The organism is Rhizobium sp. Root1334 (assembly GCF_001426665.1).
GTDB lineage: Bacteria > Pseudomonadota > Alphaproteobacteria > Rhizobiales > Rhizobiaceae > Pararhizobium.
This window is the reverse complement of record NZ_LMEY01000001.1, coordinates 334932-359326: the sequence shown is the minus strand read 5'-3', so window position 1 is coordinate 359326 and position 24395 is coordinate 334932. Positions and strand designations below refer to the sequence as shown.

At 60.8% G+C, this 24395-nt stretch carries 31 protein-coding genes; 17 read left to right on the top strand and 14 right to left on the bottom strand.

Annotated features, from left to right (window positions below; all coding sequences use genetic code 11):
* Nucleotides 1-64: 64 nt before the first annotated feature.
* Nucleotides 65-1246: an MFS transporter gene (locus tag ASD36_RS01735; protein WP_060503745.1), complete on the bottom strand. Its 1182-nt coding sequence runs from the start codon at nucleotides 1244-1246 to the stop codon at nucleotides 65-67.
* A 164-nt stretch (nucleotides 1247-1410) separates the two neighbouring features.
* Here ASD36_RS01735 and ASD36_RS01730 point away from each other — a divergent pair, with 164 nt between their 5' ends.
* The 5 genes from ASD36_RS01730 (at nucleotide 1411) to ASD36_RS01710 (ending at nucleotide 4811) form a co-directional block, all read left to right on the top strand.
* Entirely contained in the window at nucleotides 1411-2307 is an 897-nt protein-coding gene (locus ASD36_RS01730; RefSeq protein ID WP_060503744.1) for a LysR family transcriptional regulator, read from the top strand.
* Between the two features lie 36 nt (nucleotides 2308-2343).
* Nucleotides 2344-2943 (top strand): dihydrofolate reductase family protein, encoded by a 600-nt coding sequence (locus ASD36_RS01725; RefSeq protein WP_060503743.1) that lies wholly within the window; start codon nucleotides 2344-2346, stop codon nucleotides 2941-2943.
* Between the two features lie 198 nt (nucleotides 2944-3141).
* Nucleotides 3142-3858, top strand: coding sequence for a gamma-glutamylcyclotransferase (locus tag ASD36_RS01720; RefSeq protein WP_244482036.1), 717 nt, complete (start codon nucleotides 3142-3144; stop codon nucleotides 3856-3858).
* Between the two features lie 18 nt (nucleotides 3859-3876).
* The gene (locus ASD36_RS01715; RefSeq protein ID WP_060503741.1) at nucleotides 3877-4476 is read left to right on the top strand and encodes a YdeI/OmpD-associated family protein; all 600 of its coding nucleotides are present in this window, start codon (nucleotides 3877-3879) and stop codon (nucleotides 4474-4476) included.
* A gap of 125 nt (nucleotides 4477-4601) precedes the next feature.
* Nucleotides 4602-4811: a molybdopterin-binding protein gene (locus tag ASD36_RS01710; RefSeq protein ID WP_060503740.1), complete on the top strand. Its 210-nt coding sequence runs from the start codon at nucleotides 4602-4604 to the stop codon at nucleotides 4809-4811.
* A 6-nt stretch (nucleotides 4812-4817) separates the two neighbouring features.
* Here ASD36_RS01710 and tsaA read toward each other — a convergent pair whose 3' ends face one another.
* From tsaA to ASD36_RS01670, 9 genes are all read right to left on the bottom strand, one after another.
* Nucleotides 4818-5342, bottom strand: coding sequence for a tRNA (N6-threonylcarbamoyladenosine(37)-N6)-methyltransferase TrmO (tsaA, locus tag ASD36_RS01705; RefSeq protein ID WP_060503739.1), 525 nt, complete (start codon nucleotides 5340-5342; stop codon nucleotides 4818-4820).
* 70 nt (nucleotides 5343-5412) lie between these two features.
* A complete protein-coding gene (locus ASD36_RS01700) occupies nucleotides 5413-7374 on the bottom strand; it encodes an elongation factor G (protein ID WP_060503738.1) in 1962 nt (653 codons plus the stop codon).
* A gap of 120 nt (nucleotides 7375-7494) precedes the next feature.
* The gene (locus ASD36_RS01695; RefSeq protein WP_082562684.1) at nucleotides 7495-8328 is read right to left on the bottom strand and encodes an arginase family protein; all 834 of its coding nucleotides are present in this window, start codon (nucleotides 8326-8328) and stop codon (nucleotides 7495-7497) included.
* A 160-nt stretch (nucleotides 8329-8488) separates the two neighbouring features.
* Nucleotides 8489-9259, bottom strand: a complete 771-nt coding sequence (tam, locus tag ASD36_RS01690) for a trans-aconitate 2-methyltransferase (protein ID WP_060503736.1) — start codon at nucleotides 9257-9259, stop codon at nucleotides 8489-8491.
* A 118-nt stretch (nucleotides 9260-9377) separates the two neighbouring features.
* Complete coding sequence (locus ASD36_RS01685) at nucleotides 9378-10028, bottom strand: haloacid dehalogenase type II (protein ID WP_060503735.1); 651 nt, start codon at nucleotides 10026-10028, stop codon at nucleotides 9378-9380.
* Nucleotides 10029-10228: 200 nt separating this feature from the next.
* Complete coding sequence (locus ASD36_RS01680; protein WP_060503734.1) at nucleotides 10229-10798, bottom strand: dual specificity protein phosphatase family protein; 570 nt, start codon at nucleotides 10796-10798, stop codon at nucleotides 10229-10231.
* 206 nt (nucleotides 10799-11004) lie between these two features.
* Nucleotides 11005-11208 carry a hypothetical protein gene (locus tag ASD36_RS01675; protein WP_060503733.1) on the bottom strand — a complete coding sequence of 68 codons (204 nt, stop codon included), beginning with the start codon at nucleotides 11206-11208 and terminating at the stop codon, nucleotides 11005-11007.
* 90 nt (nucleotides 11209-11298) lie between these two features.
* Complete coding sequence (locus ASD36_RS30975) at nucleotides 11299-11466, bottom strand: Thivi_2564 family membrane protein (protein WP_112834547.1); 168 nt, start codon at nucleotides 11464-11466, stop codon at nucleotides 11299-11301.
* A gap of 196 nt (nucleotides 11467-11662) precedes the next feature.
* Nucleotides 11663-12703: a zinc-dependent alcohol dehydrogenase family protein gene (locus tag ASD36_RS01670; protein ID WP_060503732.1), complete on the bottom strand. Its 1041-nt coding sequence runs from the start codon at nucleotides 12701-12703 to the stop codon at nucleotides 11663-11665.
* Between the two features lie 153 nt (nucleotides 12704-12856).
* On the opposite strand from ASD36_RS01670, the gene ASD36_RS01665 reads away from it, so the two are divergent.
* From ASD36_RS01665 to ASD36_RS01655, 3 genes are all read left to right on the top strand, one after another.
* Nucleotides 12857-13744, top strand: coding sequence for a branched-chain amino acid aminotransferase (locus ASD36_RS01665; protein WP_060503731.1), 888 nt, complete (start codon nucleotides 12857-12859; stop codon nucleotides 13742-13744).
* 162 nt (nucleotides 13745-13906) lie between these two features.
* Nucleotides 13907-14989 (top strand): D-alanyl-D-alanine carboxypeptidase family protein, encoded by a 1083-nt coding sequence (locus tag ASD36_RS01660; RefSeq protein ID WP_060503730.1) that lies wholly within the window; start codon nucleotides 13907-13909, stop codon nucleotides 14987-14989.
* A 154-nt stretch (nucleotides 14990-15143) separates the two neighbouring features.
* Complete coding sequence (locus ASD36_RS01655) at nucleotides 15144-16094, top strand: MYG1 family protein (protein WP_060503829.1); 951 nt, start codon at nucleotides 15144-15146, stop codon at nucleotides 16092-16094.
* A 67-nt stretch (nucleotides 16095-16161) separates the two neighbouring features.
* Here the strand turns inward: ASD36_RS01655 and ASD36_RS01650 are convergent, their stop codons facing one another.
* The gene (locus tag ASD36_RS01650) at nucleotides 16162-16668 is read right to left on the bottom strand and encodes a hypothetical protein (protein ID WP_060503729.1); all 507 of its coding nucleotides are present in this window, start codon (nucleotides 16666-16668) and stop codon (nucleotides 16162-16164) included.
* Between the two features lie 233 nt (nucleotides 16669-16901).
* Here ASD36_RS01650 and ASD36_RS01645 point away from each other — a divergent pair, with 233 nt between their 5' ends.
* Nucleotides 16902-17087 carry a hypothetical protein gene (locus ASD36_RS01645; RefSeq protein WP_060503728.1) on the top strand — a complete coding sequence of 62 codons (186 nt, stop codon included), beginning with the start codon at nucleotides 16902-16904 and terminating at the stop codon, nucleotides 17085-17087.
* Between the two features lie 36 nt (nucleotides 17088-17123).
* Here ASD36_RS01645 and ASD36_RS01640 read toward each other — a convergent pair whose 3' ends face one another.
* Nucleotides 17124-18014 carry a dihydrodipicolinate synthase family protein gene (locus tag ASD36_RS01640; protein ID WP_060503727.1) on the bottom strand — a complete coding sequence of 297 codons (891 nt, stop codon included), beginning with the start codon at nucleotides 18012-18014 and terminating at the stop codon, nucleotides 17124-17126.
* An 83-nt stretch (nucleotides 18015-18097) separates the two neighbouring features.
* Entirely contained in the window at nucleotides 18098-18424 is a 327-nt protein-coding gene (locus ASD36_RS01635; protein WP_060503726.1) for a hypothetical protein, read from the bottom strand.
* Nucleotides 18425-18669: 245 nt separating this feature from the next.
* On the opposite strand from ASD36_RS01635, the gene ASD36_RS01630 reads away from it, so the two are divergent.
* From ASD36_RS01630 to ASD36_RS01620, 3 genes are all read left to right on the top strand, one after another.
* Nucleotides 18670-19269, top strand: a complete 600-nt coding sequence (locus tag ASD36_RS01630) for a superoxide dismutase (RefSeq protein WP_060503725.1) — start codon at nucleotides 18670-18672, stop codon at nucleotides 19267-19269.
* 146 nt (nucleotides 19270-19415) lie between these two features.
* On the top strand, nucleotides 19416-20270 hold the full coding sequence (locus tag ASD36_RS01625; protein ID WP_060503724.1) for a metallophosphoesterase: 855 nt from the start codon (nucleotides 19416-19418) through the stop codon (nucleotides 20268-20270).
* 91 nt (nucleotides 20271-20361) lie between these two features.
* Nucleotides 20362-20592 carry a hypothetical protein gene (locus ASD36_RS01620; protein WP_060503723.1) on the top strand — a complete coding sequence of 77 codons (231 nt, stop codon included), beginning with the start codon at nucleotides 20362-20364 and terminating at the stop codon, nucleotides 20590-20592.
* Between the two features lie 9 nt (nucleotides 20593-20601).
* Here the strand turns inward: ASD36_RS01620 and ASD36_RS01615 are convergent, their stop codons facing one another.
* Nucleotides 20602-21312 (bottom strand): YafY family protein, encoded by a 711-nt coding sequence (locus tag ASD36_RS01615; protein ID WP_060503722.1) that lies wholly within the window; start codon nucleotides 21310-21312, stop codon nucleotides 20602-20604.
* Between the two features lie 138 nt (nucleotides 21313-21450).
* Here ASD36_RS01615 and ASD36_RS01610 point away from each other — a divergent pair, with 138 nt between their 5' ends.
* The 5 genes from ASD36_RS01610 (at nucleotide 21451) to ASD36_RS01590 (ending at nucleotide 24340) form a co-directional block, all read left to right on the top strand.
* Entirely contained in the window at nucleotides 21451-22089 is a 639-nt protein-coding gene (locus ASD36_RS01610; protein WP_060503721.1) for a LysE family translocator, read from the top strand.
* 175 nt (nucleotides 22090-22264) lie between these two features.
* The gene (locus tag ASD36_RS01605) at nucleotides 22265-22702 is read left to right on the top strand and encodes a cytochrome c (protein ID WP_060503720.1); all 438 of its coding nucleotides are present in this window, start codon (nucleotides 22265-22267) and stop codon (nucleotides 22700-22702) included.
* Nucleotides 22703-22789: 87 nt separating this feature from the next.
* Nucleotides 22790-23707: a cytochrome c gene (locus ASD36_RS01600; RefSeq protein WP_060503719.1), complete on the top strand. Its 918-nt coding sequence runs from the start codon at nucleotides 22790-22792 to the stop codon at nucleotides 23705-23707.
* Nucleotides 23708-23747: 40 nt separating this feature from the next.
* Nucleotides 23748-24002: a type II toxin-antitoxin system HicA family toxin gene (locus ASD36_RS01595; RefSeq protein WP_060503718.1), complete on the top strand. Its 255-nt coding sequence runs from the start codon at nucleotides 23748-23750 to the stop codon at nucleotides 24000-24002.
* Nucleotides 23999-24340 (top strand): type II toxin-antitoxin system HicB family antitoxin, encoded by a 342-nt coding sequence (locus ASD36_RS01590; protein ID WP_060503717.1) that lies wholly within the window; start codon nucleotides 23999-24001, stop codon nucleotides 24338-24340. The genes ASD36_RS01595 and ASD36_RS01590 overlap by 4 nt, the downstream gene beginning before the upstream one ends.
* Nucleotides 24341-24395: the final 55 nt, after the last annotated feature.

Sequence of the window (24395 nt, the reverse complement as noted above, 5' to 3'; positions counted from 1 at the left end):
CGGCCGGGTCTGGAATGATGTCTTAATAGATGTGGCGTGCGCCGTGTTGGTCAAGCTGCCTGCGTCAAGCAGCCTGGGCAATCGGCTCCGGCTTGCGGTCGAGCATGCCGCTGATGATGGTCAGCACCAGGGCGCCGGCGACCAGGATCGCGCCGACCCATGGCGTTGCCTGAAGCCCGAGCGGTGAGGCGACCACCAGTCCGCCGATCCAGGCACCGGCCGCGATGCCGAGGTTGAAGGCGGCGATGTTCAGCGCCGAGGCGACATCGACGGCGCCGGGACGGTGCTGCTTGGCCAGTTGCACGACATAGAGCTGCAGGCCGGGTACATTGGCGAACGACAGGAAGCCGAGCGCGGCCAGCGTGATCAGGGCAGGCACGGTCGAGATGGAGGTGAAGGTGAAGATCACCAGCACCGCCGTCTGGGCGGCAAACAGCCAGACCAGCGCCTTCACCGGATTGCGGTCGGCGACACGGCCGCCGATGATGTTGCCGGCGGCAATTGCCAGGCCATAGAGCACCAGCACAAGGCTGACGGAGGAGGCGGCAAAACCAGTGACGTCCTGCAGCATCGGCGCCAGGAAGGTGAAGGTGACGAACGTACCGCCATAACCGAGCGCCGTCATGCCGAACACCAGCAGCAGGCGGCCCGATCCGAGTACGCGGACCTGATCGAGGAGGCTGGCGGGCGCCGCCTTCGACAGGGTGGAGGGCAGAAGTACGGCGATGGCCGCAAACGCAATGACACCGAGACCGGCCACGGCCCAGAAGGTGGCGCGCCAGCCGAATGTCTGGCCGATGAGGGTGCCGAGCGGTACGCCGGTGACGATGGCGACGGTGAGCCCCATGAACATCAGCGCAATGGCCGAGGCGCGGCGGTTTTCCGGTACGAGATCGGCGGCAATAGTGGCGCCGACGGAGAAGAACACGCCATGCGCAAAGGCCGAGAGAACGCGGGCGACGAGCAGTGTTTCGTAAGACGGGCTGAGCGCCGCCATGGCATTGCCGGCAACGAACAGCGCCATCAGGCCGAGCAGCAGCGGCTTGCGTTCGATGCGGCCGGTCAACGCAGTGAGGATCGGGGCGCCAAACGTGACGCCGAGCGCGTAGATCGAGACGATCAGGCCAGCCAGCGGCAGAGTGATGCCGAGGTCGGTGGCAACCGTCGGCAACAGGCCGACAATGACGAATTCCGTGGTTCCGATCGCATAGGCCGCGATCGTCAGCGCAAACAGGGCAAGAGGCATGGGAACACCTTTATTGCCGGTGGGAGACCGGACGTGTTGGTGGCGGCGCACCGGATATCCGGGCCGTCATGGGTTTCGTTGGGCGGAATATGGGCCAAAGCCACTTGCGCGATAATCCAGGGGAATAGATAAATGCCTGTGAATTTAATTCACAGGATACGGCCATGGACAACCGGGCAGGCGAAATGGAAGTGTTCGTTACGGCGGCGGAGCTGAAGAGTTTTTCGGCAGCCGGACGGCGGCTGAAGCTGTCCCCCTCGGCCGTCAGCAAGCTGGTGACCCGCATCGAGGACCGGCTTGGCACCCGCCTTCTGGTGCGGACCACCCGATCGCTGCTTTTGACACCGGAGGGCGAGATTTATCTCGCCCGGGCGCAGCGTATCCTCGCTGATATTGCCGAGACGGAACAGATCGTCGCGGGCGGCGGATTGGCAACGCCGCGCGGACTTTTGCGCGTCAACGCCACGGTCGGTTTTGGCGAGCGCTACATCATCCCCTTGGCCGGTGAGTTCCTGGCGCTCTATCCGGAAGTCCGTCTCGAATTGTCCTTCACGGATGGCGTCATCGACCTGATCGAGGAGCGCACCGATATTGCCATCCGGGTCGGGCCGATGCGCGACTCCAGCCTGAAAGCGCGAAAACTCCTCGACAGTCGCCGGATTACGGTGGCGACGCCGGATTATCTGGCCCGGCATGGCACGCCGCAACGGCCGGATGATCTCGTCACCCACAATTGCATCACCTTCACCTTTGGCCGCAATCCGGGCGAATGGCTGTTTCGCGATCCCGAAAGTAAAACGCTTTACACCCGGCCGGCGCCCGGCAATGTCCAGGCGTCGAGCGGTTCGATCGCCCGCAATCTGTGCCTGACCGGCCTTGGTATCGCCCGCATCGGCAAATTCGATGTCGACCCGGATATCGACGGCGGCAGGCTGGTCGAGGTGCTGACGGACTACAATCCGCATGAACCGGAGCAGGTCCATGCGGTTTTTGCAGGCCACGAGCATCTGGCCGCCCGTATCCGCGCCTTCATCGATTTTCTTGCCGCAAAGATGGATTAAGGGAACTGCCTTGCTGGCGAATGCGAGGACGAAGCAATGAGAGAATTGATCCTGAAAATGTCCATGTCGCTTGATGGATTTGTCGCCGGGCCTGCGGGCGAAGTCGAATGGATGTTCAGCGGCGACCCGGAGGCCGTTGCTTGGAGTGTGGCGGCTGTGTCGAAAGCCAGCCTGCACATCATGGGCAGCCGTACTTTTCACGATATGGCCGCCTATTGGCCGACCGCCACCGGCGTGTTTGCGTCGCCGATGAACCAGATCCCCAAAGCCGTGTTTTCGAAACGAAGGCTCGCAATTCTAGACGAAAGCAATGCCGGACACGCGCCATCCGGAGCGCTTCAGCCCGGCGCTGAAAGCTGGAGTGAGACCTATGTCGCCAGCGGCGATCTGGCCGGCGAAATCGCCGGTCTGAAGGCGGGAGATGGCCTGCCGATTATCGCCCATGGTGGCGCCAGCTTTGCGCGCAGCCTCATCGCCGAGGATCTGATCGATCAATACGTCTTGCTGGTGCATCCGGTCGTGCTGGGCAACGGCATGCCGATCTTCTCCGGAGTCTCTCCGTCAAGGCGCCTCAAGCTGATCAGTTCAACAGCCTTTCCGGGAGGCTCGGTGGCGCAGATTTACCGGCCGGCGTAACCACGTCCGGAAATGCGCGCGTCTCGCAAGCGGTCAAGCCGGCATACGAACTCTGGAGGCTCTAACGGCGACGGCGTCCCGGGAAAAGGCAGATATCGGGTGGCGGTCGAATCGCTTGACTGATGAGTTGGCTCTGGCAGTTTGGGCAAGCAGGCCCCACATGCTTCTTCCGACACTGCCTGCCGAGACGAGATATCGATGCCCCAACCGCGAAAAATGTCCCTGACACCGGATATGGTGGCGCTCTGCCATCGCGACATCACCGATCCCGGCCCGGATGGACGCTGGACCGCGATCAGCGACGCGCAATATCGCGATCTCGCCGTGGCGCTGGAGCGCGAAAGCCATGGCGAACCGCTCTGGGTGTTTGCCTATGGATCGCTGATCTGGAAGCCGGAATTCGAGGCGATCGACCGGCAGCGGGCAACGGCCTTCGGCTGGCACCGCTCCTTCTGCCTGCACATCAACCGCTGGCGCGGCTCGCATGATCAGCCCGGATTAATGATGGCGCTGGAGCGCGGCGGCCGCTGCGATGGCGTCATTTACCGGCTGCCGGATCATGACCGGGCGGTGCAGATCGAACGCATGCTGCGCCGCGAGGTCAGCGCCGTCGAAAACATCGATGCCGTCCGTTGGATATCGGTCAAATCCGAAAGCGGCCCATGCCGGGCCTTGGGGTTCTGGGTGGGGGCGACCGGCGAGCGCATCCGTTCCCGCCTGCCGCTGGATGAGGTCGCAGGTGTCCTCGCCCGGGCGTGCGGACATTTCGGATCAGGCGCCGAATATCTCTACAACACGGTCTCGCATCTGGAGGATTTCGGCATTCACGACCGCAACCTTTGGCGGCTGCAGCAGCTGGTTGCCGATGAGATCAGGTCGATCCATTCCCAGGTTACAGAACCGCAGAGCCTCTGACGGGGCAGGGAGAGGATGATGGCCAAGGATCAAACCCCACTGCCTGTCCTGGCCTTTGCAGATGCGGCTGAATGGGAAAACTGGCTCGCCAGCCAGCCGTTGCCGGCAAACGGTCTCTGGATAAAATTCGCCAGGAAGGCGGCGGGTGTGCCGACGGTGTCAAAGCCTGAGGCGATCGATGCAGCCCTGTGTCATGGCTGGATTGATGGTCAGCTGAAACCGTTCGACGATAATCACTGGCTGATCCGGTTCACGCCGCGGCGGCCCAAAAGCAAATGGTCGGCGATCAATTGCAGGCGGGCAGAGGCCCTTATTGCGACGGGTCGCATGCGCCCGGCCGGTCTTGCTGAAATCGAACGGGCAAAGGCAGACGGGCGCTGGGATCTTGCCTATCAGTCGCAAAGCACGATCACCGTGCCGTCAGACTTTCAGCAGGCGCTCGGCGAAAACGAAGCCGCCAAAACCCTGTTCGAGGTGCTCGACAGCGCCAACCGCTATGCGGTTCTCTATAGCGTTCACACCGCCAAGAAACCGGAGACCCGCGCCCGCATGATCGAAAAGCTGGTCGCCATGCTGGCCCGCGGCGAAACCATCCATCCGCGCCGCAGCACGTCCTGAATCCCAGCTTTCATGTCCGGCGCAGTGTCCGCGCCCGCTCGGTTGCATCCTGCTGTTGCCGCGATATATCGTGCGAAACAGCGTCCCTGTGCGATAGGGGCGCAGCGAGAAAAGGGAGAAATCACATGAAAATCAGCGCGCGCAACCGCCTGAAGGGCAAAGTCGTCGAGATCACCAAGGGCGCGACCACGGCCCATGTCCGCATCGATATCGGCAATGGCGCCATCGTTACGGCGTCGATCACCAATCAGGCGGTCGATGAACTTGAGCTGACGGTCGGGGGATCGGCCTATGCCGTCGTCAAGGCATCCGACGTGATGGTCGCGGTCGACTGACCAGCCCTACAGCTTTTCGCAATGGCGGGCCTCCGTGGCATCGCCCGTCTCGAAATCGCCCCGCTGTGGTGGGGCGATTGGCTTGAACAGCGTGCGGTCCGGCTTGAGATCGATCAGCGGCGTTCCATCGAGGCAGTCGAGGCCGCGGACAAGCAGGATATTACCCTCGACCGCTTCCAGTTTGACGATCGATGTGCCGATCGGATTGGGCCGCACGGAAGAGCGCAGCGAAAACGTGCCGTGCACCTTGCCGCTGTTGGCCGGGCTCTGCAACACCAGATCGCGGCGCGACCGGTCGAGCCAGTAGAGAATTTCCAGCCGCTCATAGGCCTCGACACCCTGAAGCGCCTGCACCCAAGGTTCAAAAATCTCGATCCGGCAAAGCGGGCCGTCATGGCGTCCCTGCCGCGGGCATTCCATCCGCGATGTCCAGGGCGTCGAAATCCGGCCGATGAACACAAGCGACGCATCCGCGTCCTGCGGTGCATCAACGGCAACCTCGTTCTCGCGTATTTCGTTTTCCCGAACCATCGATTGCCCGCCTGTGCCGCTGCCGATCCAGTTCTAGGAAAGCGCGGGGCCGATGTCCATCATCCCGGCGTCAATGCTCGGCGCGCTCGCTCCCATGTGCCCGCACGATCGCGTCCGCCTCCTTGCCATATAATTCCTCGAAGTGATCGAATGTCTTGGAGAAATAGCCGATCCCCTGCGTGGCCGACCGCAATGCGCGGGCCAGTTCGTCAAGCGCCCCGCCTGGAACAAGGGCACGAAAAATATCCCAGCCCTTGGCGGTCTCGTCCCGGTCGAAGCCGAGTACCTGTCCTTTCAATGACGAGACGATCTGCACCAGATTGCCCGAATAGACCGAGGGAATGTGGATTTCACTGCGGAATACCGGCTGCATCAGTACGGCTGCTCCTTCCGACAGCGCTTGCCGTACGCCCATTTTCGAGGCGGAGCGGAACGCATGTTCGGAACTGTCGACCGCGTGGTGCTGGCCATCGGTCAATGTCACGCCGACATCGATCACCGCAAAACCGAGCGGCCCTTTCTCCATCGCCTCGCGCGCTCCCGCTTCCACGGCCGGAATGTAGTTGCGCGGAACGACGCCACCCTTGACGGTCTCGCCGAAGGAAAATCCCTGGCCGCGGCCATTGGGATGGATGGTCATCTTCACATCGGCAAACTGCCCGGCGCCGCCTGTCTGCTTTCGGTGGCGATAGTGGACATCGGCCGGTTTCGAGATCGTCTCGCGGTAGACCGGCGTTGGTGCACGCTCGGTCGCCGTCACATGAAAGACATCGGACAGAGTGCGCAGGAGATCGCGCAGATGCACCGGCCCCTGAGCGCAAACCATCTGTGCGCCGGTCCCTTCTTCCTGCAGGATGATCAGGCCGCGATCGGTCTCGGCCAATTTGGCCAGTGTTTCTGAAAGCTTGTTCTCGTCGCGCTCACTGCCGGGAACAAGAATTCTCTCCATCATCGGCGTCGGAACCTTGGCCCATTCAGGTGCAGCAAGGGCGGCATCTGCGGTCAAAAGCGCCGGCACGGTCAGGTGATCGGATTTCACCGTCGCGAAGAGGTCACCGGCGACGGGGGCAAACGCCACATTGCCCTTGCCGTTGGCGGGATCCTGCACGGCACCCAGCCCTGAGCCAGCAAGAGGCGTTCCCTGTTTCAGCCCGTCATTCAGTGCGCGTGCCAAAATTGTTTTGCCGATATTCTGGCGGTGATAGGCGTGAAAGCTGACGGCCTTCAGCTTGCTCTTGTCGGCCTTGGCGGCCGCGGCAAGACGCTCACGCAGCGCATCCACCGGCGGCGCCTCGTGACGCAAAGCCTTCATCAGCCGCATCATGCCGTTGCCATGGCTGGCAGCCCCGATCAGCACCGGAATGATCTTGTTTTCGCGCAGTACACGGGTGGAGACCGCATAGAGCGCATCGCTGGGCGGCTCGCGGTCTTCGATCAGTTCTTCCAGTAGCCAGTCGTCGAATTCGGACAGATGTTCCAGCAGTTCGGTGCGCGCCTCATGTTCCCGCTGGGAAGCACTTTCGGGGATGGCGATCAGCGACGAGGTCTGGCCTTCGCGGTAACGCCAGGCCCGTTCGGAAATCAGGTCGCAGCTGCCGATGATCTTGTCGCCCTCGCGGATCGGGATCTGGCGCAGCAGCAGCGTGTGGCTGGCATAATCCTGAAGGGCGGCGATGATGTCGCGCAGCCTTCCCTTTGGCTCGTCCATCCGGTTGACGAAAAGGATGCAGGGCGTGCCCGACGCCTCGATCATCTTGAGATAGGGTGCCGCCAGCACGGCTTCTTCCGGCGCGGGCGAAACGCAGAGAATGCAGGCATCGCTGGCGAGCAGGGCGTGCTGCGCATGGGCGAGCGCCTCATTCAATCCTGGCGTGTCGAGCGCACACCAAGCTTCGTTGCCGAAGGTGAATTCCGTAAGGTTCAGTCCGTAGGGAGAGATGGATTTTCTCGGAGGCCTCTCCAGCGATCCAAGCTTTTCCACGATCGTCGATTTTCCGGTCTGCGACGGTCCAAGTACAGTAAAGCAGCGCATGGGCGGTCCTCCAACAGCCATAAGCTCAATTCTCTGTGCTCACAGGATGCCCTGAACCGGGGCCGTGCGCCAGAGGGTGATTTTTCCCACAAGGCCACAGTGACAATACGGTGTGAGGCGTTAGATGATCTTAGCCGCTCTAAAGCTCCCGAGAAGTGGTTCGATCGCGTTTAGAAATGCTTCAGGCGAGGCCGGAGGGCCGCCGATCTCCCATGCGCCTTGAAATTCTGCGATCTCGACGCCGATGATCTCGGTTCTTGCAAGTACCTCGGCGATTTCCCTTAGGTCGAAGAGCGAGAGGCCACCGTCGACTTGATAATCCGTCGGCACGATGCCGGGGTTGAGTACGTCGCAATCGAGGTGCACGTAGACCGGTCGCCCGGCAATCGCATCGATCATTGCTGTGCCAAGTCCCGCTTGTGGTTGCAGGATCTGAACGCCTGCCGCGTCGATCAAGTCGCGCTCGGCGGGGTCGATGTCGCGCGTTCCGACCAGGATCAGATTGTTCAGCTCAAGACCGCCGCCCAGTCCTGAATCCCACAGGCTGGCCGCACCGGAAATTGCCATTCCGCCAAGATAGCCGGACGTCGAGGTTTCTGGAGTGTTCAGGTCTGCATGGGCATCGAGCCATATGATGCAGGCATCGGGTCGATATCTGGCGATAATTGGTAATGTCGCCAAGGCGACCGCGCATCGGGTCAGCACAGTAAGAGGGCGTACCCTGTCTTCGAAAATGGTCTGATAGTGTCTCGACATGGCCTGCAATGCAGGCATTGCCGCCTCCAACTCCGGCTGCCATTGAATATTCAGTGCTGGCTCAGGTGTGCCGATCGCCTGAAGGTTTTGGCCAAGCAAACCGGAAAGGGCAGCCGCCAGGATAGCGGCTCCCGGTATTGCGAGATCATTATGGTCGCCCGCGCGTCCCTGAAACACGGTTAGAACGGCTTTTTCCAACGCACTTCCCGTTCGGTATTTTGGTTGCGCGACGCCTGAATTTAAATCCGCCGCAGACAATAGCGGGCTTCGTCACAGATTGCACGCTACAGTACACCGCCGAAGACAAGGCCGTCAGTCTTTTATGGGAAAAGCGCAGGCCTCGACGGTTGCCCGGACATTACCGCTTGACCGCCACCACGAAAAGGCGCGGAAACTTAAGCATAACGCGCCCGTCCGCTAGCGGCGGATAGGCTTCGCGGATGCGCCGGAGATAGGCAGCCAGATAGGCTTCGCGCACATCAGCCGGAAGTGCGTCGAGATAGGGGCGAAGGCCGGTGCCCTTGACCCATTCAACGATCGCTTCGGCATTTGCCAGACGATGATAATAGATCGTGTGCCAGACATCGATCTTGATGCATTTCGCCTCCAGCCGGTCGAGATAGGCGGACGGAGCGGGCAGGGCGGCGCGGCGCTGGCCGCCATTTGGATAATATTGCGAGAAGCGCGGGTCTTCCGCCAGTTCCCGCATCGAGGCATGCGACGGTTCGTCGAGATTATCAGGCATCTGCACGGCGATCGTGCCGCCGGGGATCAGTTCGCCCATCAAGCGCTCTATCGTGCTCAGATGATCCGGCAGCCATTGGAACACGGCGTTGGCGAAGAACAGCACGGCCGGCTTTGGCGGCGCCCATTGCGTCAGGTCGCCCTTTTCGAAGCGCGTATGGGTCATGCGCTTGCGCGCCGCCACCAGCATGTTTTCATCGCTGTCGATGCCGGTGAGCATATAGGCCGGGAAGCGGTCGTGGATCAGTTCGGTCGAATTGCCGGGACCGCAGCCGAGATCGTAGAGCGCACCATCCGGCAGGTTGGGAATCTGGTCGAGCAGGTCGCGGGCCGGCCGCGTACGCTCGTCCTCGAATTTCATATATTGTTCGGCAGACCAAGACATTGGATGTCCTTCAGGTGTTGGAGCAGTTCCGGCAAAAATGGGAGCGATTTTGCGTCCGGAAATGCGTAAGAACAGAAAGAGAGGGTATTTCGCGATTTCGAGGAAAAGCAAAAATACCCTAGAGACTTTCCAGCGACGGCAGGATCAGCTTCGGGCCGAAATCTGCATATTCGTCGGGCATGTTGGCGCGGTTGATCCAGACGGTACGGAAACCGAACTTGGTGGCGCCGGCAATGTCCCAGCGGTTCGACGACTGGAAGGAAACGGCATCGGGATAGAGCCGGTAGGTCGTCGTCACCATGTCGTAGACCGCAGGCGCGGTCTTGAAGGCCTTGACCGTCTCGACCGAGAAAATATCGTCGATGATCAGATCAAGCCCGGCCTTCTTCACCGCCGATTGCAGCATCTGCGGTGTGCCGTTCGACAGGATGGCGATGCGGGCGCCACGGTCCTTCAGGTGCTTGAGGACACTTGGAACTTCCGGATAGCAGTCGAGATGCCAATAGGCGTCCAGCAACGCTGCCTTGAGTTTCTTGTCGGCGGAGGGAAACCGCGCAAAGGCATAATCCAGCGATTGCTCGGTCAGCGTCCAGAAATCGGTGTAGGTGCCCATAAGGGTGCGGATCCAGGAATATTCCAGCTGCTTGGCTCGCCAGAGGTCGGAAAAGGCCTGGCCGTCCGGCCCCATCGCGGCTGAATGCCTGCGCACGGCCGCATGCACGTCGAACAGCGTGCCGTAGGCATCGAACACATAGGCCGCATGAGACATCACACTCTCCCGTCATTTCCCGGACGCTGCTCTCTGTCAATACATCAAACAGAGATGGCAGCGCCTTGATTGATCGCATTATTCCGCCACTCGCCAATGTCAAGGCGAGAGCATCCTGCGATTGCCGCTTGGATACGGTTCTCTACCGGGATCATGTCAAAGATTTGTGCGCCGCACAATGTTTCTCGGCGCAATCCGCATCAACTCTTCGCGGGTTTCCAGACTTTGGCCGGAAACCGCAGCGCCTGCTTGGCCAGCCGCCCCTTGAGGCCGAGAACGGTGTCGCAAAGCCCGGTCACGTGCCGGTTCGGTTTGGCCTCCGGTCTCAATCCATGCAGTGCCGCCGCCGCATCTTCCGGATCCATGTAACGGGCGAGGATTCCGAGCGTCAGTGCCGTCGAACGGCCGATGCCGCGCAGGCAGTGAACAAGGAGATGCGCATCCTCAGGCAGGCCGTCGATAAAGGCGAAGGCCTGCTCGATATGGGCGGACTTGGCCGCATCCGTTTCGTCGGGATCGGTGACATCGCCGAACAGTAATTCCAGATGCCGTTCCGCCGGCAGGTCGATCATCGACAGAAGTTTCGTTCCCGGCGCCCGGATCGAGATCAGGTGGCTCGGCGCCCAGACCGCCTTGTTGTGCCGTGCCTCCGTTTGAGACGCGACGATCAGGCAGGCAGGCCAGCCATTCGGATGGCCTGCATTGGCCGCCAGCAAGGGCGCATAGAGCATATCCGTCTGCTTGTCCTGCCTTTCCGCTGCCAGTGCCATGGATCGCCTCGTGATTCCGTTGCCGTGAGACGGGAAAATACCAGTTGGAATGGGGGCGGGGGAAGAGGGTTTTTGAAAGGGACGGATTGAGCGCTGCAACGCTGTGCGGCTATCGCCCCATTTCACACGCCCACTTGGTTGCTGTGAAGCCGGAAAAATGAAAGGATTTTCAGGCGTTGCGACGGGAAACTGCCGCGGCTTGGCCGCTATTTCTTCTTCTTGGCCGCAACCTTCACAGGTTTTTCTTCCGCCTGTTCCTGGGCAAGCCGCAAGGCTTTCAGCATGGCCGTCTTCTTGTTGCGCGCCACCAGTTCCGCGTTGATGATGTGCTGGGCGGCCGCCGAGGTTTCGTCCGGGCTTCGCCGTGCGGTTGGTTTGGCGGCGGTCTTGGTGGCGTTTTTGCTGGTCAATCTGTGCACTCACTTTGCTGGCCGAAACTGGGCATGTCGAAACGGGCTATCCGAAGGGCGGGTGACGAGAGAGTATTCTCTCTCGCAGCGCTAGAAGACAGCGAGATATTTCAGAAGTGAAATAATACCGATGATCAGCACGATGATCTGAACAATCTGCTTGGCGCGGCCATCGATCGGCAGGCGCGCGACCAGATAGAGAACAAGTACGATAACGAGAAATGTAATCAGAATACTGATCAGCACGGATGATGCCATTTATCCCACTCCTAAAAAAACGGGCGCAGCGTGCGCCTGTGGTTGAATTAGGGCGTTCTCGTCTGAAGGGAAGCTGTGTTTTACAGAATATGCTGGCAAAGGGTGGTTTTAGACCGCAGGCAGAAACGGCCGGGTGTCCCCGGCCAATGCCGTGCCGGGCTTTGGCCGGGTCTGCGGAAGACCCCGGGATTGGCTGCTAAAACCGCGTGATGACGCTGATGCCGAGGTCCTGGGCCGTGTCCATCGTCATCAACGCCGGCACAGCTTCCTCCAGGCTGATATGGCGGCCGATCAACTTTTGCGGGTTGAGCTTGCCGGTCTCCAGCATCGCTATCATCTCCTGATAGCGCCACGCCTGCATGCCGTGGCTGCCGTAGATTTCCAGTTCGTGACCGATCACCTGTGACATCGGGATCTGTGGAGTCGCATGGTCGCCGAGCATCAGGCCGACCTGCACATGGCGGCCGCGGCGGCGCAGGTTCTTGATTGAATTGAAACAGGTGACGGGCGAGCCGAGCGCATCGATCGACACATGCGCGCCGCCCTTGGTGATGTCGCGCACGGCTTCGGCCACATCGCCGGTGACGCTGCCGTCGATGGTGGCGACGGCGCCGATCTCGCGGGCGAAGGAGAGTTTCGTCTCGGAAATATCAATCGCGATGACGTTGGCGCCAAGCGCGGTCGCGATCATGATCGCCGACAGGCCAACGCCGCCGCAGCCATGTACCGCCACCCATTCGCCGCCACGCACCCGGCCCTGGTCGACAATGGCGCGGAACGAGGTGGCAAACCGGCAGCCGAGGCTGGCGGCAGTCGCATAGTCGAGATTGTCGGGCAGATGCACGAGGTTCTGGTCGGCAAAATCGATGGCGACATATTCGGCAAACGAGCCCCAATGGGTAAAGCCCGGCTGGAACTGGTTGGCGCAGACCTGTTGATTGCCCGAATGACACTCGCCGCAGCGGCCACAGCCGGAGACAAAGGGAACTGTTACGCGGTCGCCCACTTTGTAGCGCAGCACGCCCTTGCCGGTGGCAGCAACGGTGCCTGCCAGTTCATGGCCGGGCACATGCGGCAGGTTGATATCCGGATCATGCCCCATCCAGCCGTGCCAGTCGCTGCGGCAGAGCCCGGTCGCCTCGACCTTGATGACGACGCCATCGGCGCTCGGTGTCGGGTCCGGCAGCACGCGAATATCCGGCGTCTTGCCGAAGGCGTCGTAATACATGGCTTTCATCGGATGGGTCCTTTTGCTTCTGGCAACAGACTAGGCGAGCGGAACTTTGCGATCCAGATTGGACGGCATGACTTTTTTTGATGTACCTATTTACCCCACTTGTCGATTTTCCGGCTATGCCGGGCAAAATCAAGAGACCAAAAGGAGATCACTATGGCCGTCGATACATCCCCGCGCAGCGCCACCTGGACCTATGTCGATGGCGAATGGCTTTCCGGCAATCCGCCGCTGATCGGTCCGACCTCGCATGCCATGTGGCTGGGCTCGACCGTGTTTGACGGCGCCCGCTGGTTCGACGGCATCGCGCCGGATCTCGACCTGCATTGCCAGCGCGTCAACCGTTCGGCCTTGGCGCTCGGCCTGAAGCCGGTGGTGACCGCAGAGGATATCGAGGCATTGGCCTGGGAAGGTGTGAAGAAATTCGACGGCCAGACCGCCATCTATATCAAGCCGATGTATTGGGGCGAACATGGCATGCCCGGCAGCGTCGTGGCCGTTGATCCCGATTCGACCCGGTTTGCACTCTGCCTGTTTGAAGCGCCGATGGGCGAAGGCCCGGGCGGCCAGTCGCTGACTGTTTCCCCCTTCCGTCGCCCGACGATCGAATGCATGCCGACCGACGCCAAGGCAGGTTGCCTCTATCCCAATAATGGCCGTATCCTGATCGAGGCCCGCAAGCGCGGCTTCTCCAATGCGCTGGTGCGCGACATGCTTGGCAATATCGCCGAGACCGGCTCGTCCAACGTCTTCATGGTGAAAGACGGCGTCGTCTTCACGCCCGCCTCCAACAAGACCTTCCTCGCCGGCATCACCCGCTTCCGCGTCATCGGCCTTCTGCGTGACGCCGGTTTCGACGTCGTCGAAACGACGCTGACGCTCGCCGATTTCGAGACCGCCGACGAGATCTTCACCTCCGGCAATTACTCCAAGGTCGTCCCTGTCACCAAACTCGAAGACCGCGACCTCCAGCCAGGCCCAATCGCCGCCAAGGCCAAGGACCTGTATATGGACTGGGCGCATTCATCGGCGTCGGATTTGTAAGAACGTTATAAACCGGCCATCCGCGGCAAGCGGATGGCTCTTTCCCAGCGATTGGGCAAAGCCGGTTCTTCCCAGCCACCCTTTCGCCATACTACCGCAGCAAACGCTTGTCCTTTCGTGGTGCATCATGTCATTACGATGCCTTTCTCCGGAGACCGGCACATGACCGAAAACATATTGGCCAGACGGCCCTGGAAAAAATTGGCGTTTATGGCGTCGCTTTTCCTGTGCGCGCCGGCACATGCGACGCCTGTGCTCGTTGTCGATGCCGACAGTCAGCAGGTGCTGTATCAGGAGGATGCAGGCGTGCCCTGGTATCCGGCCTCGACGACCAAGCTGATGACGGCATTTGTCGTGTTTGAAGCCTTGCGCTCCGGCGAGGTGAGCCTGTCCACACCTGTCACAATGACCCGCAATGCAACGAAACAGGCCTTTCTCGAATCCGGCCTCACTTTCGGGCGGACGATGACGCTGGAAGATGCGCTGTTTGCCACCATCACCGCGTCGGCAAATGATGTCGCGACGGCCCTGGCTGAAGCAGTGGCTCCCGACGAAACGGCCTTTGTCCGGAAAATGAACGAAGCGGCGGCCCGCCTCGGGCTGACCGGCACCCATTTTTCCAATCCAAACGGCCTGTTTGACAAGACCAACTATACCACCGCCCGCGATCTCGCGATCCTTGGCATGGAAGTGGACCGGCTGTTTCCGCAATACCGGCGTTTCTTCCTGGCGTCGGCCGTCACGATCGACGGCAAGGAGATCAAATCCAACAATCTGCTGCTCACCCGCTTTGACGGCACGATCGGCATGAAGACCGGTTTTCTCTGCGCATCCGGGCGGAATTTCGTCGGGCTGGCCACGCGCAATGGAAAACGCGTGGCGGTGGTGATTTTGGGCGCAACGACGGAGCGGGAACGCAACGAGCGTTCGGCGCAATATCTGACACAAGCTTTTGAAGGCGGCCTGCCGGCCAATGCGGGGCTAGTCGGCAATCTGCAAAACCGGACCGATGTGGCGCCTCAGGATATGCGTGTCCGCCTCTGCACCGACAAGAGTGCGGCCTACGAGGCGAGCCGGAACGCACTGTACCCGATGGGATTGCCGGGCAATCCGAGCTATTTGCGCGACGAAATACCCGGCCAGGTCCACGCCATCAGCACGAAGGCCAGCGAGAACCCGGCGGATGTCCCTGTTCCCGTCCGGCGCCCTCCAGAGCTACAGCAACAAACCGGCTCTGCTGGCTAAGGCCCTCAATCGCTGCCAACACGCATCTGCTTGCCTGAAGTGCCTGCGATCCGCACGTCAAACACATAAGTGACGGGTTGAGATGACACGCGGCAATGGCTATCTGGTGCAAACTCCCAAGCAAATTTCCGCAAACAACAAGGCGTATCCCGGCATGACCCCAGAATTCCTCGTCACCCATTCCGGTGGCTTCCATGCTGATGAGCTTTTGTCGAGTGTCATCCTCACCCGGCTTTTCCCGCAGGCGCGCATCGTGCGCAGCCGGGCGCCGGAATGGATCACACCGGCTGCAGACCGGGTCATCTATGATGTCGGTGGCGCCTATGATGCCGGGACGCGCATCTTTGATCACCATCAGCGCGGCGCGCCGATGCGCGAGGATGGCCAGCCCTATAGTTCATTCGGCCTAATCTGGAAGCATTTTGGCCGCGATTATCTCGCAGCCTTCGGTGTTCCAGAAGCCCATGTCGAAACCGTGCATGCCTCGTTCGATGCCGGCTTCGTGCTCCCAATCGATCTGGTCGACAATGGCGCGCTCAGCCCGTCGGTTGCCGGGTTGCTGGGTGGGCTGAGCCTGCCCGTGCTGCTGGAAACCCTCAAGCCCGTTTTCGACGAGACCGATCCGGACGCCGACGATCAGGCCTTTGATGGCGCTCTTGTTATCGCCCGCGCGTTCGTCGAGGCCCGGATCGGGAAGAGCGCTGCCAAATTGCGGGCCGAGGCGCTGGTGCATCAGGCGATCGTCGATGCCGGCGAGGGGCGTATTCTGGAACTGCCGATGGGCATGCCGTTCCGTCCGGCCATCATCAAGGCGGGCGCCGATCACCTGCTGTTCGTCGTCCACCCGCGCGACAAGGACTGGTGCCTGACCACCATCCGCCGGGCCGACGAAGGTTTTGAAGTCCGCGCCGACCTGCCGGCCGCCTGGGCTGGCCTCACCAATGGCGACCTGGAAGCTGCTTCCGGGGTGAAAGGTGCAAGCTTCTGCCACAACGGCCGCTTCGTTGCCGCAGCCAAGACCCGCGAGGCAGCGCTGGCCATGGCGGAGCTTGCGGTCAAGGAGGCGATCGCCACCGGCCCTTCTCAAGTGCAGGCGGCTGAGTAAGAGACACTGCCAGCGTCATCAGTCTCGATGACGCGGGAAGACCCGTCGGCAGCGCCTCTCGCTGCCGTCAGGCGGGCAGGGCGCCGGAGCCTGAGCGGCGGTGCATGATAAAGGCCTGAAGACAGATGCCGAGCAGGAAGATCACGGCCCAGATGGCGGTGATCGTCTGGACCGGCGGCGAATCCGGACCGTTGCCGATCGGGCTTGAGGGCGGCAGGCGCGACAGGGTCTCGTTGATGCCGGGGATCATCAAGAGGAAGAAGGTGAACGACATCGACAGCGCCTGCAGGTAGCGGTTGAGGCGGCCGAACCAGCCGAGTTGCGCGATGACGATGGAAAAGATCACTGCCAGCATGGCGATGATGCCGATCGCATGGCCGGCATTGAACCCGCCGGTGCTCGACAGGCCGAACGAGGTGATCGCCGACAGGAACAGCGTAATGATGTATATCCGCCCGGAATTCGATTTCGGCAGGATGGCGGCATATTTCGAAAAGGAATAGAGCCCCGCGATGATCGGCACGACGCTGATGACGGTGTGAACGATGCCGAGCGTGGACAATGGATTGGCCATGGAAATCCCCCTGAATGATAATGATCGATGCGCAGAAAAATCAGCCGGCCTGCCGTCAGGTGCCGCCGGGCTGAGTGCACCGGGTGGCCGCGGTCCTATGGGATTTTGATATGTTCGCCGGGCGGGCGCAATCGAAATCCTATGCTGCTTCGACCTAAAACGGTGCTGCGCCCGCAGCTTTTGCCTCTGATGCGAAGCGGCGACGCAAACGGTCAACCAGAAGGAAGTTTTCAATGCTCTATGGTCGTGGCGCGGTTCTTTCACATCAGTATCAACGGTCGCGCGAAACCACCGCCGCCGATCACCTTGTCACGGCGGAAACAACGGGGCGGCAAGACGTCGCCATGCTTTTGCGGTTGTGCGTCGTGGCGCTCCTGGCGATCAGCGCCACCGCTGCCGTCCTTACATTTGCCCAATAGGGCTTGAATGGCAGGCGGGCCGGCCGCAGCGGCTGGTTATACCGCCGCCAAAACCTCGAGCGCAGCCTTCACCCTCAGCCGGTCTTGCTGCGACAGCGACAGGATTGGCCGTGGCGGATCAAACTTGCTGAGTTCCAGGACGTTGGCGATCGCATGGACCACGCGGTAGCTGCTGAGTTCTCGAAACAGCGCCCAGAGCGGTTCAAACAGCCCATTGATGCGCGCGACCTCGGGACGATTGCCGGCTTGCGCTGCCCGCATCAGCTTGACGGCGGGTTCCGGCAGTGTCCCGGCGACCACGCTGTACCAGGCGGCACCGCCCGCAAGGATGGCATCGGCCACCAGCCAGTCGCCGCTGTAGCCAACGGCGAAGCCGGCGGGAACGGCAGACACTGTTGCCTGATGGGCTGCCGTAATGTCGGCAGCGGCAAGCGCCGGATTTTTGACGGCAGCGATGTTGGGAATGGCCGAGAGACGCGACAGCAGCGTCTGGCTGATCGAAAAATGCGTCGTGCCGGGATTGTTGTAGATGCAGAGCGGCAAGGACGTGGCTGTCGCGACCGCCGAAAAATGCTCGAATACTTCATCATCGCCAAGCGGCGTATAGGAGGCCGGCGCCAGAAGCAGCCCCTGTGCGCCGGCATCCTGCGCATCGTGGGCCAGTGCCACCGCCTCATCGGTCCTCAATGCCCCGACGCCGACGATAACGGGCGTGCGGCCGCCAAGGCATTCCGTGGCAGTGTCGATGGCGCGGCGTTTTTCCGCCCGGCTGAGGTACATGTAGGACCCGGTGCTTCCCAACAGGCCGATGGAATCAGCCCCCGCCGCATCGATGCGCTTGAGAAGGTTGCTCAACGCACCGGTATCGACGCGGCCAGCCGCGTCGCAAGGGGTGATCGGAAAGGCAGACAGGCCATGAAACAGCATATAGGGTCTCTGTGCTGGAGAAAGCAGTCCCGCAAGCTGTGACCGTCCTGCCGTGAGAGGTCAATGGCGGGATTGTCCCGGTGTCATTTTGCAGGCGTCTTCAGCATCTGTTCGGTCAGTTCACCGCCCAGTTCGACGGTCTTGGTCTGTTTGTTGTAGACGCAGATCTGGGTGATCTTGCCCTTGGCGCCCTTTGGCTTGCCGCTGACCAGCGCAAGGCCGAAGCTCTCGGAACCGAAGGGATCAACGACCGCCTTCGGCTTTTCGATCGATCCCGCCGCCGCCTTCAGGCATTTCGCCGAGACGTCTGTCCGCATCGCGGCCCATGCGTCATCCGAGGATGCGGCAGCGATTGATGGCAGCAGGCTGGCGAAAGCGGCGATCAGGGCAGAGCGGCGGTGAAAAGACATCTGATTTCCTTGGCTTATGGATCGGCTGGTTCGCGGCCACCCTGTCGAAGGATCATGTCCATTCTGTGCCCGTTTCCTCGCTGTGGAACATTCTGGCGATGAAAGTATTTTCCATTGCTGGTGCGAAATTTGGCATGGCGGCGGTTGCCTGTTGCAGCAGTGGTCCCTATGTTCCGCCTCACAGATTTCTTTCATGAATTCCAACCCGGCTTTCATGGATCCCGCCAAGAAGAGGAGATACCATCATGGCTTTCGAATTGCCGAACCTGCCTTACGACTACGACGCGCTCGCCCCTTACATGTCGCGCGAGACGCTGGAGTATCACCACGACAAGCATCATCTGGCTTACGTGACCAACGGCAACAAGCTGGCTGAAGAAGCCGGTCTTTCCGCTCTGTCGCTGGAAGAAATCGTCAAGAAGTCCTACGGCACCAACCAGCCGCTGTTCAACAATGCCGGCCAGCATTACAACCACCTGCATTTCTGGAAGTGGATGAAAAAGGGCGGCGGCGGCACGCAGTTGCCGGCCAAGCTCGATGCGGCCATCAAGTCCGATCTCGGTGGCTACGACAAGTTCCGCGCCGATTTCATCGCCGCCGGCGCCGGCCAGTTCGGCTCGGGCTGGGCATGGCTCTCCGTCAAGGGCGGCAAGCTGGAAATCTCGAAAACCCCGAACGGCGAAAACCCGCTGGTTCACGGCGCATCGCCGATCCTCGGCGTCGATGTCTGGGAACATTCCTACTACATCGACTACCGCAACGCCCGTCCGAAGTACCTCGAAGCCTTCGTCGACAGCCTGATCAACTGGGATTACGTGCTCGAGCTTTACGAAGCCGCAGCATAAGCAACCCGCTTATCGAATTGCGAAAACACCCGGCGTCACAAGCGCCGGGTGTTTTCGTTTTGGCAAGGTCCTGTACCGTCTTGAGATTTGCCGTTTTCACGCGCAGATGTCATGCGGCTGTCACAGGCCGGTTCTAGGCAGGCGCGATGCAAAACAACACCGAAATACCTGTGCTCCGCTTCGGCATCGTCGCCGACCCGCAATATGCCGATATTGCGCCGCACGAGGCGATGAACCGGCATTATGCCCAAAGCCTCGCCAAGCTTGCCGACGCCATAACGATTTTCAACGCGGCTGATCTCGATTTTGTGATGACGCTCGGCGATATCATCGATCGCGATTGGGACAGTTTTGACGATATCCTGCCTGTCTATGAAGCTCTGCGCCACAAGGCCCTGTTCCTGCTCGGCAATCACGATTTCGCAGTGGCGCCGGAACATCTGGGTCATGTGGCGGAACGGCTCGGCATGCCCGCCCGCTATTATGATTTTGCCATTGGCTCCTGGCGCTTCGTCGTCCTGGATGGCAATGATGTCAGTACGTTTTCAGCGCCGCCAGAAGATCCGTGCACAACGCTGGCCGTGGAGCGGCTGGAGGCACTTGTCGCTGAAGGCGCCATCAATGCGCAGACCTGGAACGGTTCGCTCAGCGACGAACAATTCGGGTGGCTCAAGCAGGTGATGGAGAAAGCTGAGACCGATGGCGAAACCGTTCTTGTGCTTGGCCACTATCCTGTCTTTCCGCCCAACAGCCACAACATGTGGGATAGCGCGCGGATCGTTGACCTGCTCACCGGTTTTGCCTGCTTTCGCGGCTATTTCTGCGGCCACAACCATGTCGGCAATTTCGGCGAGGTCGGCGGCCGTCCGTTCGTGACGTTCAAGGGCATGGTCGACACGCCGGACGAAAACACCTTTGCGATCGTCGCGGTCTTTCAGGACCGGATGGAGATCGAAGGGTTTGGGCGGGAAGAGAGCCGGGTGATACGGCTCGGCGCCTGACGCGGGCCACCGCCTGAAAATTTCCATCAGCGTGAGCCGTTTTGCCGAGTCGTGCGTTTACCTCTGGTCCAATCAAGCCGAGGAGACGACTATGGCGAAGACCTTTGATCTATCCGACCTGTCCGAAGGGGAGCTGACTGCACTCATCGAGGAGGCGGTGAGCCTGCGTGAGACGCTGCGCACCAGCCGCGAACGCGAACGGACAACCGCCGCCGATGGTTCGAAAGGCCAGGATGTGCACGATCCCGACCACGGCGTGATTACGGCGCCGACGCCGCGGCAGGTGAAGGAAGAGGGGCCGGCGCACGGGGCGACGAAATAAGCGTATTCTTCAGCTGACGCCCAGTGGAGGGGCCGGTGACCCGGTCCGCCACCCCTTGATCCACATGTCCCGCAGGCCGTCGCCTTCACCGCGAAAATTCTCTTGCGTCTCGTCGCAATTTTCCACCCGGTCGGCGCGGAAATTGCGGATGGCCTGGCGCAGTTCACACCAGGCGACCACGACCGCGGTGGTGGAGTAATAGATCAGTGCCAGCGGCCGGACTGTGCGTTCACTGGCGCGGCCGAGTTCATCGCGATAGTCGAGCGTCAGTTTCTGTTCGTCGCGGATCGCCCGGCGCACCAGCGCCAGATCGAGCCCTGACGGCGGCGGTGCGATCGTACCCCAGGCATGCAGGGCCTTGGACTGCAATGTCTGGCGCAGCGGCACCGGTATGGCCCCGGCAATCTTCTGGTTGACCCGCCGGGCAGCGTCCTTCAGTTCCGCATCGCCGGTGCGCTCAAGCAGCGCCAGGGCCAGCACGATTGCCTCCGTTTCCTCGATCGAAAACATCAGTGGCGGCAGGTCGAAGCCGGGCCGCATGATATAGCCGATGCCGCGCCCGCCCTCGATCGGCACCCGCATCGCCTGAAGGGCGGCGATATCCCGGTAGATCGAGCGGACCGTCACTTCCAGCGTTTCGGCGATCTCAGCCGCCGTCACCGGCCGCGTGGCAAGCCGCAGAATCTGGATGATCTCGAACAGGCGCGATGCCTTGCGCATGGGTCACCTTTTCTTGCATCAGGCGAAACGCTCCTGACAGAACCCTGTCAGTTGGGTGAGGGTATAGCATGTTGGCAAGCGCTTGAAAAAAAAGCGTTGTGCAAAATGCGCCTCTCTCTCGATCAACGGATAACTGACATGACTTACGCGGAAAATCTCTGGCTGTTCTTCACGCTTCTCTTCGGCATCATTATCGTGCCCGGCATGGATATGGTGTTCGTCATGGCCAATGCACTGACCGGCGGCCGGGCTTCGGGCCTGACGGCGACAGCCGGCATTATGGCGGGCGGCGTGTTCCATACGCTCTATGCGGCGCTCGGCGTCGGCTTCCTGCTGCACCTGGTGCCTGAACTGTTCAATGTGCTCCTGCTTGCAGGGGCAGCCTATATCGCCTGGATCGGCCTGTCGCTTGCCCGCAGCAGCATCGCGATCGCCTCGGTCGAGACCGGATCCCGGCTGTCGCTCTGGACGAGCTTCCGGCGCGGCGCGCTGACCAGTATCCTCAATCCAAAAGCCTATCTGTTCATGCTCGCCGTCTATCCGCAGTTCCTGAAACCCCAGTTCGGGCCGGTGTGGTCGCAGGCGCTGATCATGGCGATCATGATCTCGCTGACCCAGCTCGCCGTCTATGGCAGCTTGGCGCTGGCGGCCGGCCGCAGCCGGGATGTCATCGTCTCCAGCCCGCGCGTCACGGCGATCATCGGCAAGACAGTCGGCGTGGTTTTGATTGCGGTGGCAGCGCTGACGGCCTGGCACGGATGGGTGTCGCAAGGCTGATCTGCCAATAATATGAGTAAAATACTCCTGTTAATTCAAGCCGTTGCGATGAATGTAATAAACTTGATTTCAAAAAAATGTTACTTCCTTCGGGATCGCAACATGCAATCATGCCGGCGCATTGACAGGAAGGCCGCGCCGGAGCGCTGCGGCCGTGTCTGACCGGGAGACATGGATGAAGCTGAAAACAATATTGACGGCCATGGTGATTGCAGGCTGTGGCGTAAGCGCCGTCATCGCTGCGGATGATCCGGTCAAGGTCCGTGAAGGACTGATGAAGCAGGTCGGCGGATCGATGGGCGCGCTTGCCGGTATCGCCAAGGGCGAAAAGCCGTATGACGCCGAGATCGTCAAGACGGCGCTGACGACGATCAGCACCAATATCAAGGCATTTCCGGATCAGTTCCCGGCAGGCTCGGAAGCCAATTCCGAAGCCAGCCCGAAGATTTGGGAAAGCATGGACGACTTCAAGGCCAAGGCTGCCAAGCTCGGTGCAGACACCGATATGGCGCTTGCCCAGCTTCCGGCTGACCAGGCGGGCGTCGGAGCAGCCCTTGGCGTCATCGGCAAGAATTGCGGCGACTGTCATCAGGCCTACCGCATCAAGAAATGACACGGCGGGCCTCGTTCCCCTAAAAGACGATCTTTGGCGCGCCCGGCCCGGCGCGCCAAATGTGTTTTCCGGCAATAGGAGCGGGTGATGGGTTTGCGGGTTCGAAAACTGGTGACGACGGTGGTTTTCTTCGGCGCGATCGCCGGTGGCGCCGCCTGGTTTCTGACCAAGCCCGAGCCATGGCCCGCATCGCATTGGGCCGACCTTGGTGAACCGGATGTTGCCAATGGCGAACAGATATTCTGGGCAGGCGGCTGCACCAGCTGTCATGCGGCGGCGAAATCCGAAGGCGACGCCAAGCTGGTCCTCGCCGGTGGATTGCCGCTGAAAAGCCCGTTCGGCACCTTTCATGTGCCCAATATCTCCCCGGATGAAACGGCAGGCATCGGCAGCTGGACGCTGGCGGAATTCGGTGACGCCATGACACGCGGCGTCGGAAGGAACGGAGAGCATCTTTACCCGTCCTTCCCCTACGGTTCCTACGCTCGGATGGCACCGAAGGATATCAACGATCTCTGGGGCTTCCTCAAAACCCTGCCGAAGAGCGCCAACGTGGCGCCACCACACGATCTGCCGTTTCCGTACAATATCCGCCTGACACTTGGCGGCTGGAAACTGTTGTTCCTTAGCGACAAGCCGCGTGTCACCGTTGATACCAGCGATCCTAAAATCGCCCGCGGCCAGTATCTCGTCGAAGGCCCCGGCCATTGCGGCGAATGCCACACGCCGCGCAATAGCTTGGGTGGCTTCGAAACGGCACAATGGCTGGCGGGCGCGCCCAATCCGGAAGGCGAGGGCCGCATCCCCAACATCACGCCGGGCTCGAAGAGCATCGGCTCCTGGAGCGAAGGCGATATCGTCAACTACCTCGAAACCGGCTTCACACCGGAATTCGATTCGGCCGGCGGCTCGATGGTCGAGGTCCAGCAGAACATGGCCAAGCTTCCGGCATCCGACCGGGAGGCGATTGCGGCGTATCTGAAGGCGGTGCCGGTGGTGGAGTAGCGTGCTTGCATAACATGCTATCAGATAGTAGAATGCTAGCATGAACAGCAAGCATAGGAAAACGCTTGCCGCGATCTTCAAGGAGCCTGTGTCCGGAACGATCGATTGGGCCGATATCGAAAGCCTGCTTCTGGCGGCTGGGTGTACTCTGATCGAAGGTAACGGTTCGCGCGTCAGGTTTTCTTTCGCAAGCGAGGTGGAGAGTTTCCATCGTCCGCATCCGGCGAAAGAAGCAAAGCGCTATCAGGTTCGGGCGGCGCGGGACTTTCTGCTGCGTCTAGGAGTAAGACCATGAACATCATGTCCTACAAGGGTTACGCAGCGCGGATCGACTATGACGCGGAAGACGAAGTCTTTTTCGGCCGTATCGCAGGCATTACCGATGGCGTCGGGTTTCATGCCGATACGGTTGCCGATCTGAAGGCGGCGTTCCACGAGGCTGTCGATGACTATATCGACACCTGCGCGAAGATCGGCAAGGATCCGCAAAAATCGTATTCCGGCAAGATGATGTTTCGCGTTGACCCGGATGTGCATGCCCAGGCCGCCAAGGCGGCGGAACTGTCGGGAAAGAGCCTCAACCAATGGGCAGCCGAAGTGCTGGCAAAAGCAGCGGCGGCAAAAGCGGCATAAAGGCTGTTTCCGTCCCTGAAGGGCCAAGGCGCGCCCTTGCGAACGCGCCCATCGC

Excerpts from the sequence above, each read along its gene's own strand:
- ASD36_RS01735 (WP_060503745.1), bottom strand. The coding sequence starts at position 1,246 with ATGCCTCTTGCCCTGTTTGCGCTGACGATCGCGGCCTATGCGATCGGA.
- ASD36_RS01730 (WP_060503744.1), top strand. The coding sequence starts at position 1,411 with ATGGACAACCGGGCAGGCGAAATGGAAGTGTTCGTTACGGCGGCGGAG.
- ASD36_RS01725 (WP_060503743.1), top strand. The coding sequence starts at position 2,344 with ATGAGAGAATTGATCCTGAAAATGTCCATGTCGCTTGATGGATTTGTC.
- ASD36_RS01720 (WP_244482036.1), top strand. The coding sequence starts at position 3,142 with ATGCCCCAACCGCGAAAAATGTCCCTGACACCGGATATGGTGGCGCTC.
- ASD36_RS01715 (WP_060503741.1), top strand. The coding sequence starts at position 3,877 with ATGGCCAAGGATCAAACCCCACTGCCTGTCCTGGCCTTTGCAGATGCG.
- ASD36_RS01710 (WP_060503740.1), top strand. The coding sequence starts at position 4,602 with ATGAAAATCAGCGCGCGCAACCGCCTGAAGGGCAAAGTCGTCGAGATC.
- tsaA (WP_060503739.1), bottom strand. The coding sequence starts at position 5,342 with ATGGTTCGGGAAAACGAAATACGCGAGAACGAGGTTGCCGTTGATGCA.
- ASD36_RS01700 (WP_060503738.1), bottom strand. The coding sequence starts at position 7,374 with ATGCGCTGCTTTACTGTACTTGGACCGTCGCAGACCGGAAAATCGACG.
- tam (WP_060503736.1), bottom strand. The coding sequence starts at position 9,259 with ATGTCTTGGTCTGCCGAACAATATATGAAATTCGAGGACGAGCGTACG.
- ASD36_RS01685 (WP_060503735.1), bottom strand. The coding sequence starts at position 10,028 with ATGTCTCATGCGGCCTATGTGTTCGATGCCTACGGCACGCTGTTCGAC.
- ASD36_RS01680 (WP_060503734.1), bottom strand. The coding sequence starts at position 10,798 with ATGGCACTGGCAGCGGAAAGGCAGGACAAGCAGACGGATATGCTCTAT.
- ASD36_RS30975 (WP_112834547.1), bottom strand. The coding sequence starts at position 11,466 with ATGGCATCATCCGTGCTGATCAGTATTCTGATTACATTTCTCGTTATC.
- ASD36_RS01670 (WP_060503732.1), bottom strand. The coding sequence starts at position 12,703 with ATGAAAGCCATGTATTACGACGCCTTCGGCAAGACGCCGGATATTCGC.
- ASD36_RS01665 (WP_060503731.1), top strand. The coding sequence starts at position 12,857 with ATGGCCGTCGATACATCCCCGCGCAGCGCCACCTGGACCTATGTCGAT.
- ASD36_RS01660 (WP_060503730.1), top strand. The coding sequence starts at position 13,907 with ATGACCGAAAACATATTGGCCAGACGGCCCTGGAAAAAATTGGCGTTT.
- ASD36_RS01655 (WP_060503829.1), top strand. The coding sequence starts at position 15,144 with ATGACCCCAGAATTCCTCGTCACCCATTCCGGTGGCTTCCATGCTGAT.
- ASD36_RS01650 (WP_060503729.1), bottom strand. The coding sequence starts at position 16,668 with ATGGCCAATCCATTGTCCACGCTCGGCATCGTTCACACCGTCATCAGC.
- ASD36_RS01645 (WP_060503728.1), top strand. The coding sequence starts at position 16,902 with ATGCTCTATGGTCGTGGCGCGGTTCTTTCACATCAGTATCAACGGTCG.
- ASD36_RS01640 (WP_060503727.1), bottom strand. The coding sequence starts at position 18,014 with ATGCTGTTTCATGGCCTGTCTGCCTTTCCGATCACCCCTTGCGACGCG.
- ASD36_RS01635 (WP_060503726.1), bottom strand. The coding sequence starts at position 18,424 with ATGTCTTTTCACCGCCGCTCTGCCCTGATCGCCGCTTTCGCCAGCCTG.
- ASD36_RS01630 (WP_060503725.1), top strand. The coding sequence starts at position 18,670 with ATGGCTTTCGAATTGCCGAACCTGCCTTACGACTACGACGCGCTCGCC.
- ASD36_RS01625 (WP_060503724.1), top strand. The coding sequence starts at position 19,416 with ATGCAAAACAACACCGAAATACCTGTGCTCCGCTTCGGCATCGTCGCC.
- ASD36_RS01620 (WP_060503723.1), top strand. The coding sequence starts at position 20,362 with ATGGCGAAGACCTTTGATCTATCCGACCTGTCCGAAGGGGAGCTGACT.
- ASD36_RS01615 (WP_060503722.1), bottom strand. The coding sequence starts at position 21,312 with ATGCGCAAGGCATCGCGCCTGTTCGAGATCATCCAGATTCTGCGGCTT.
- ASD36_RS01610 (WP_060503721.1), top strand. The coding sequence starts at position 21,451 with ATGACTTACGCGGAAAATCTCTGGCTGTTCTTCACGCTTCTCTTCGGC.
- ASD36_RS01605 (WP_060503720.1), top strand. The coding sequence starts at position 22,265 with ATGAAGCTGAAAACAATATTGACGGCCATGGTGATTGCAGGCTGTGGC.
- ASD36_RS01600 (WP_060503719.1), top strand. The coding sequence starts at position 22,790 with ATGGGTTTGCGGGTTCGAAAACTGGTGACGACGGTGGTTTTCTTCGGC.
- ASD36_RS01595 (WP_060503718.1), top strand. The coding sequence starts at position 23,748 with ATGAACAGCAAGCATAGGAAAACGCTTGCCGCGATCTTCAAGGAGCCT.
- ASD36_RS01590 (WP_060503717.1), top strand. The coding sequence starts at position 23,999 with ATGAACATCATGTCCTACAAGGGTTACGCAGCGCGGATCGACTATGAC.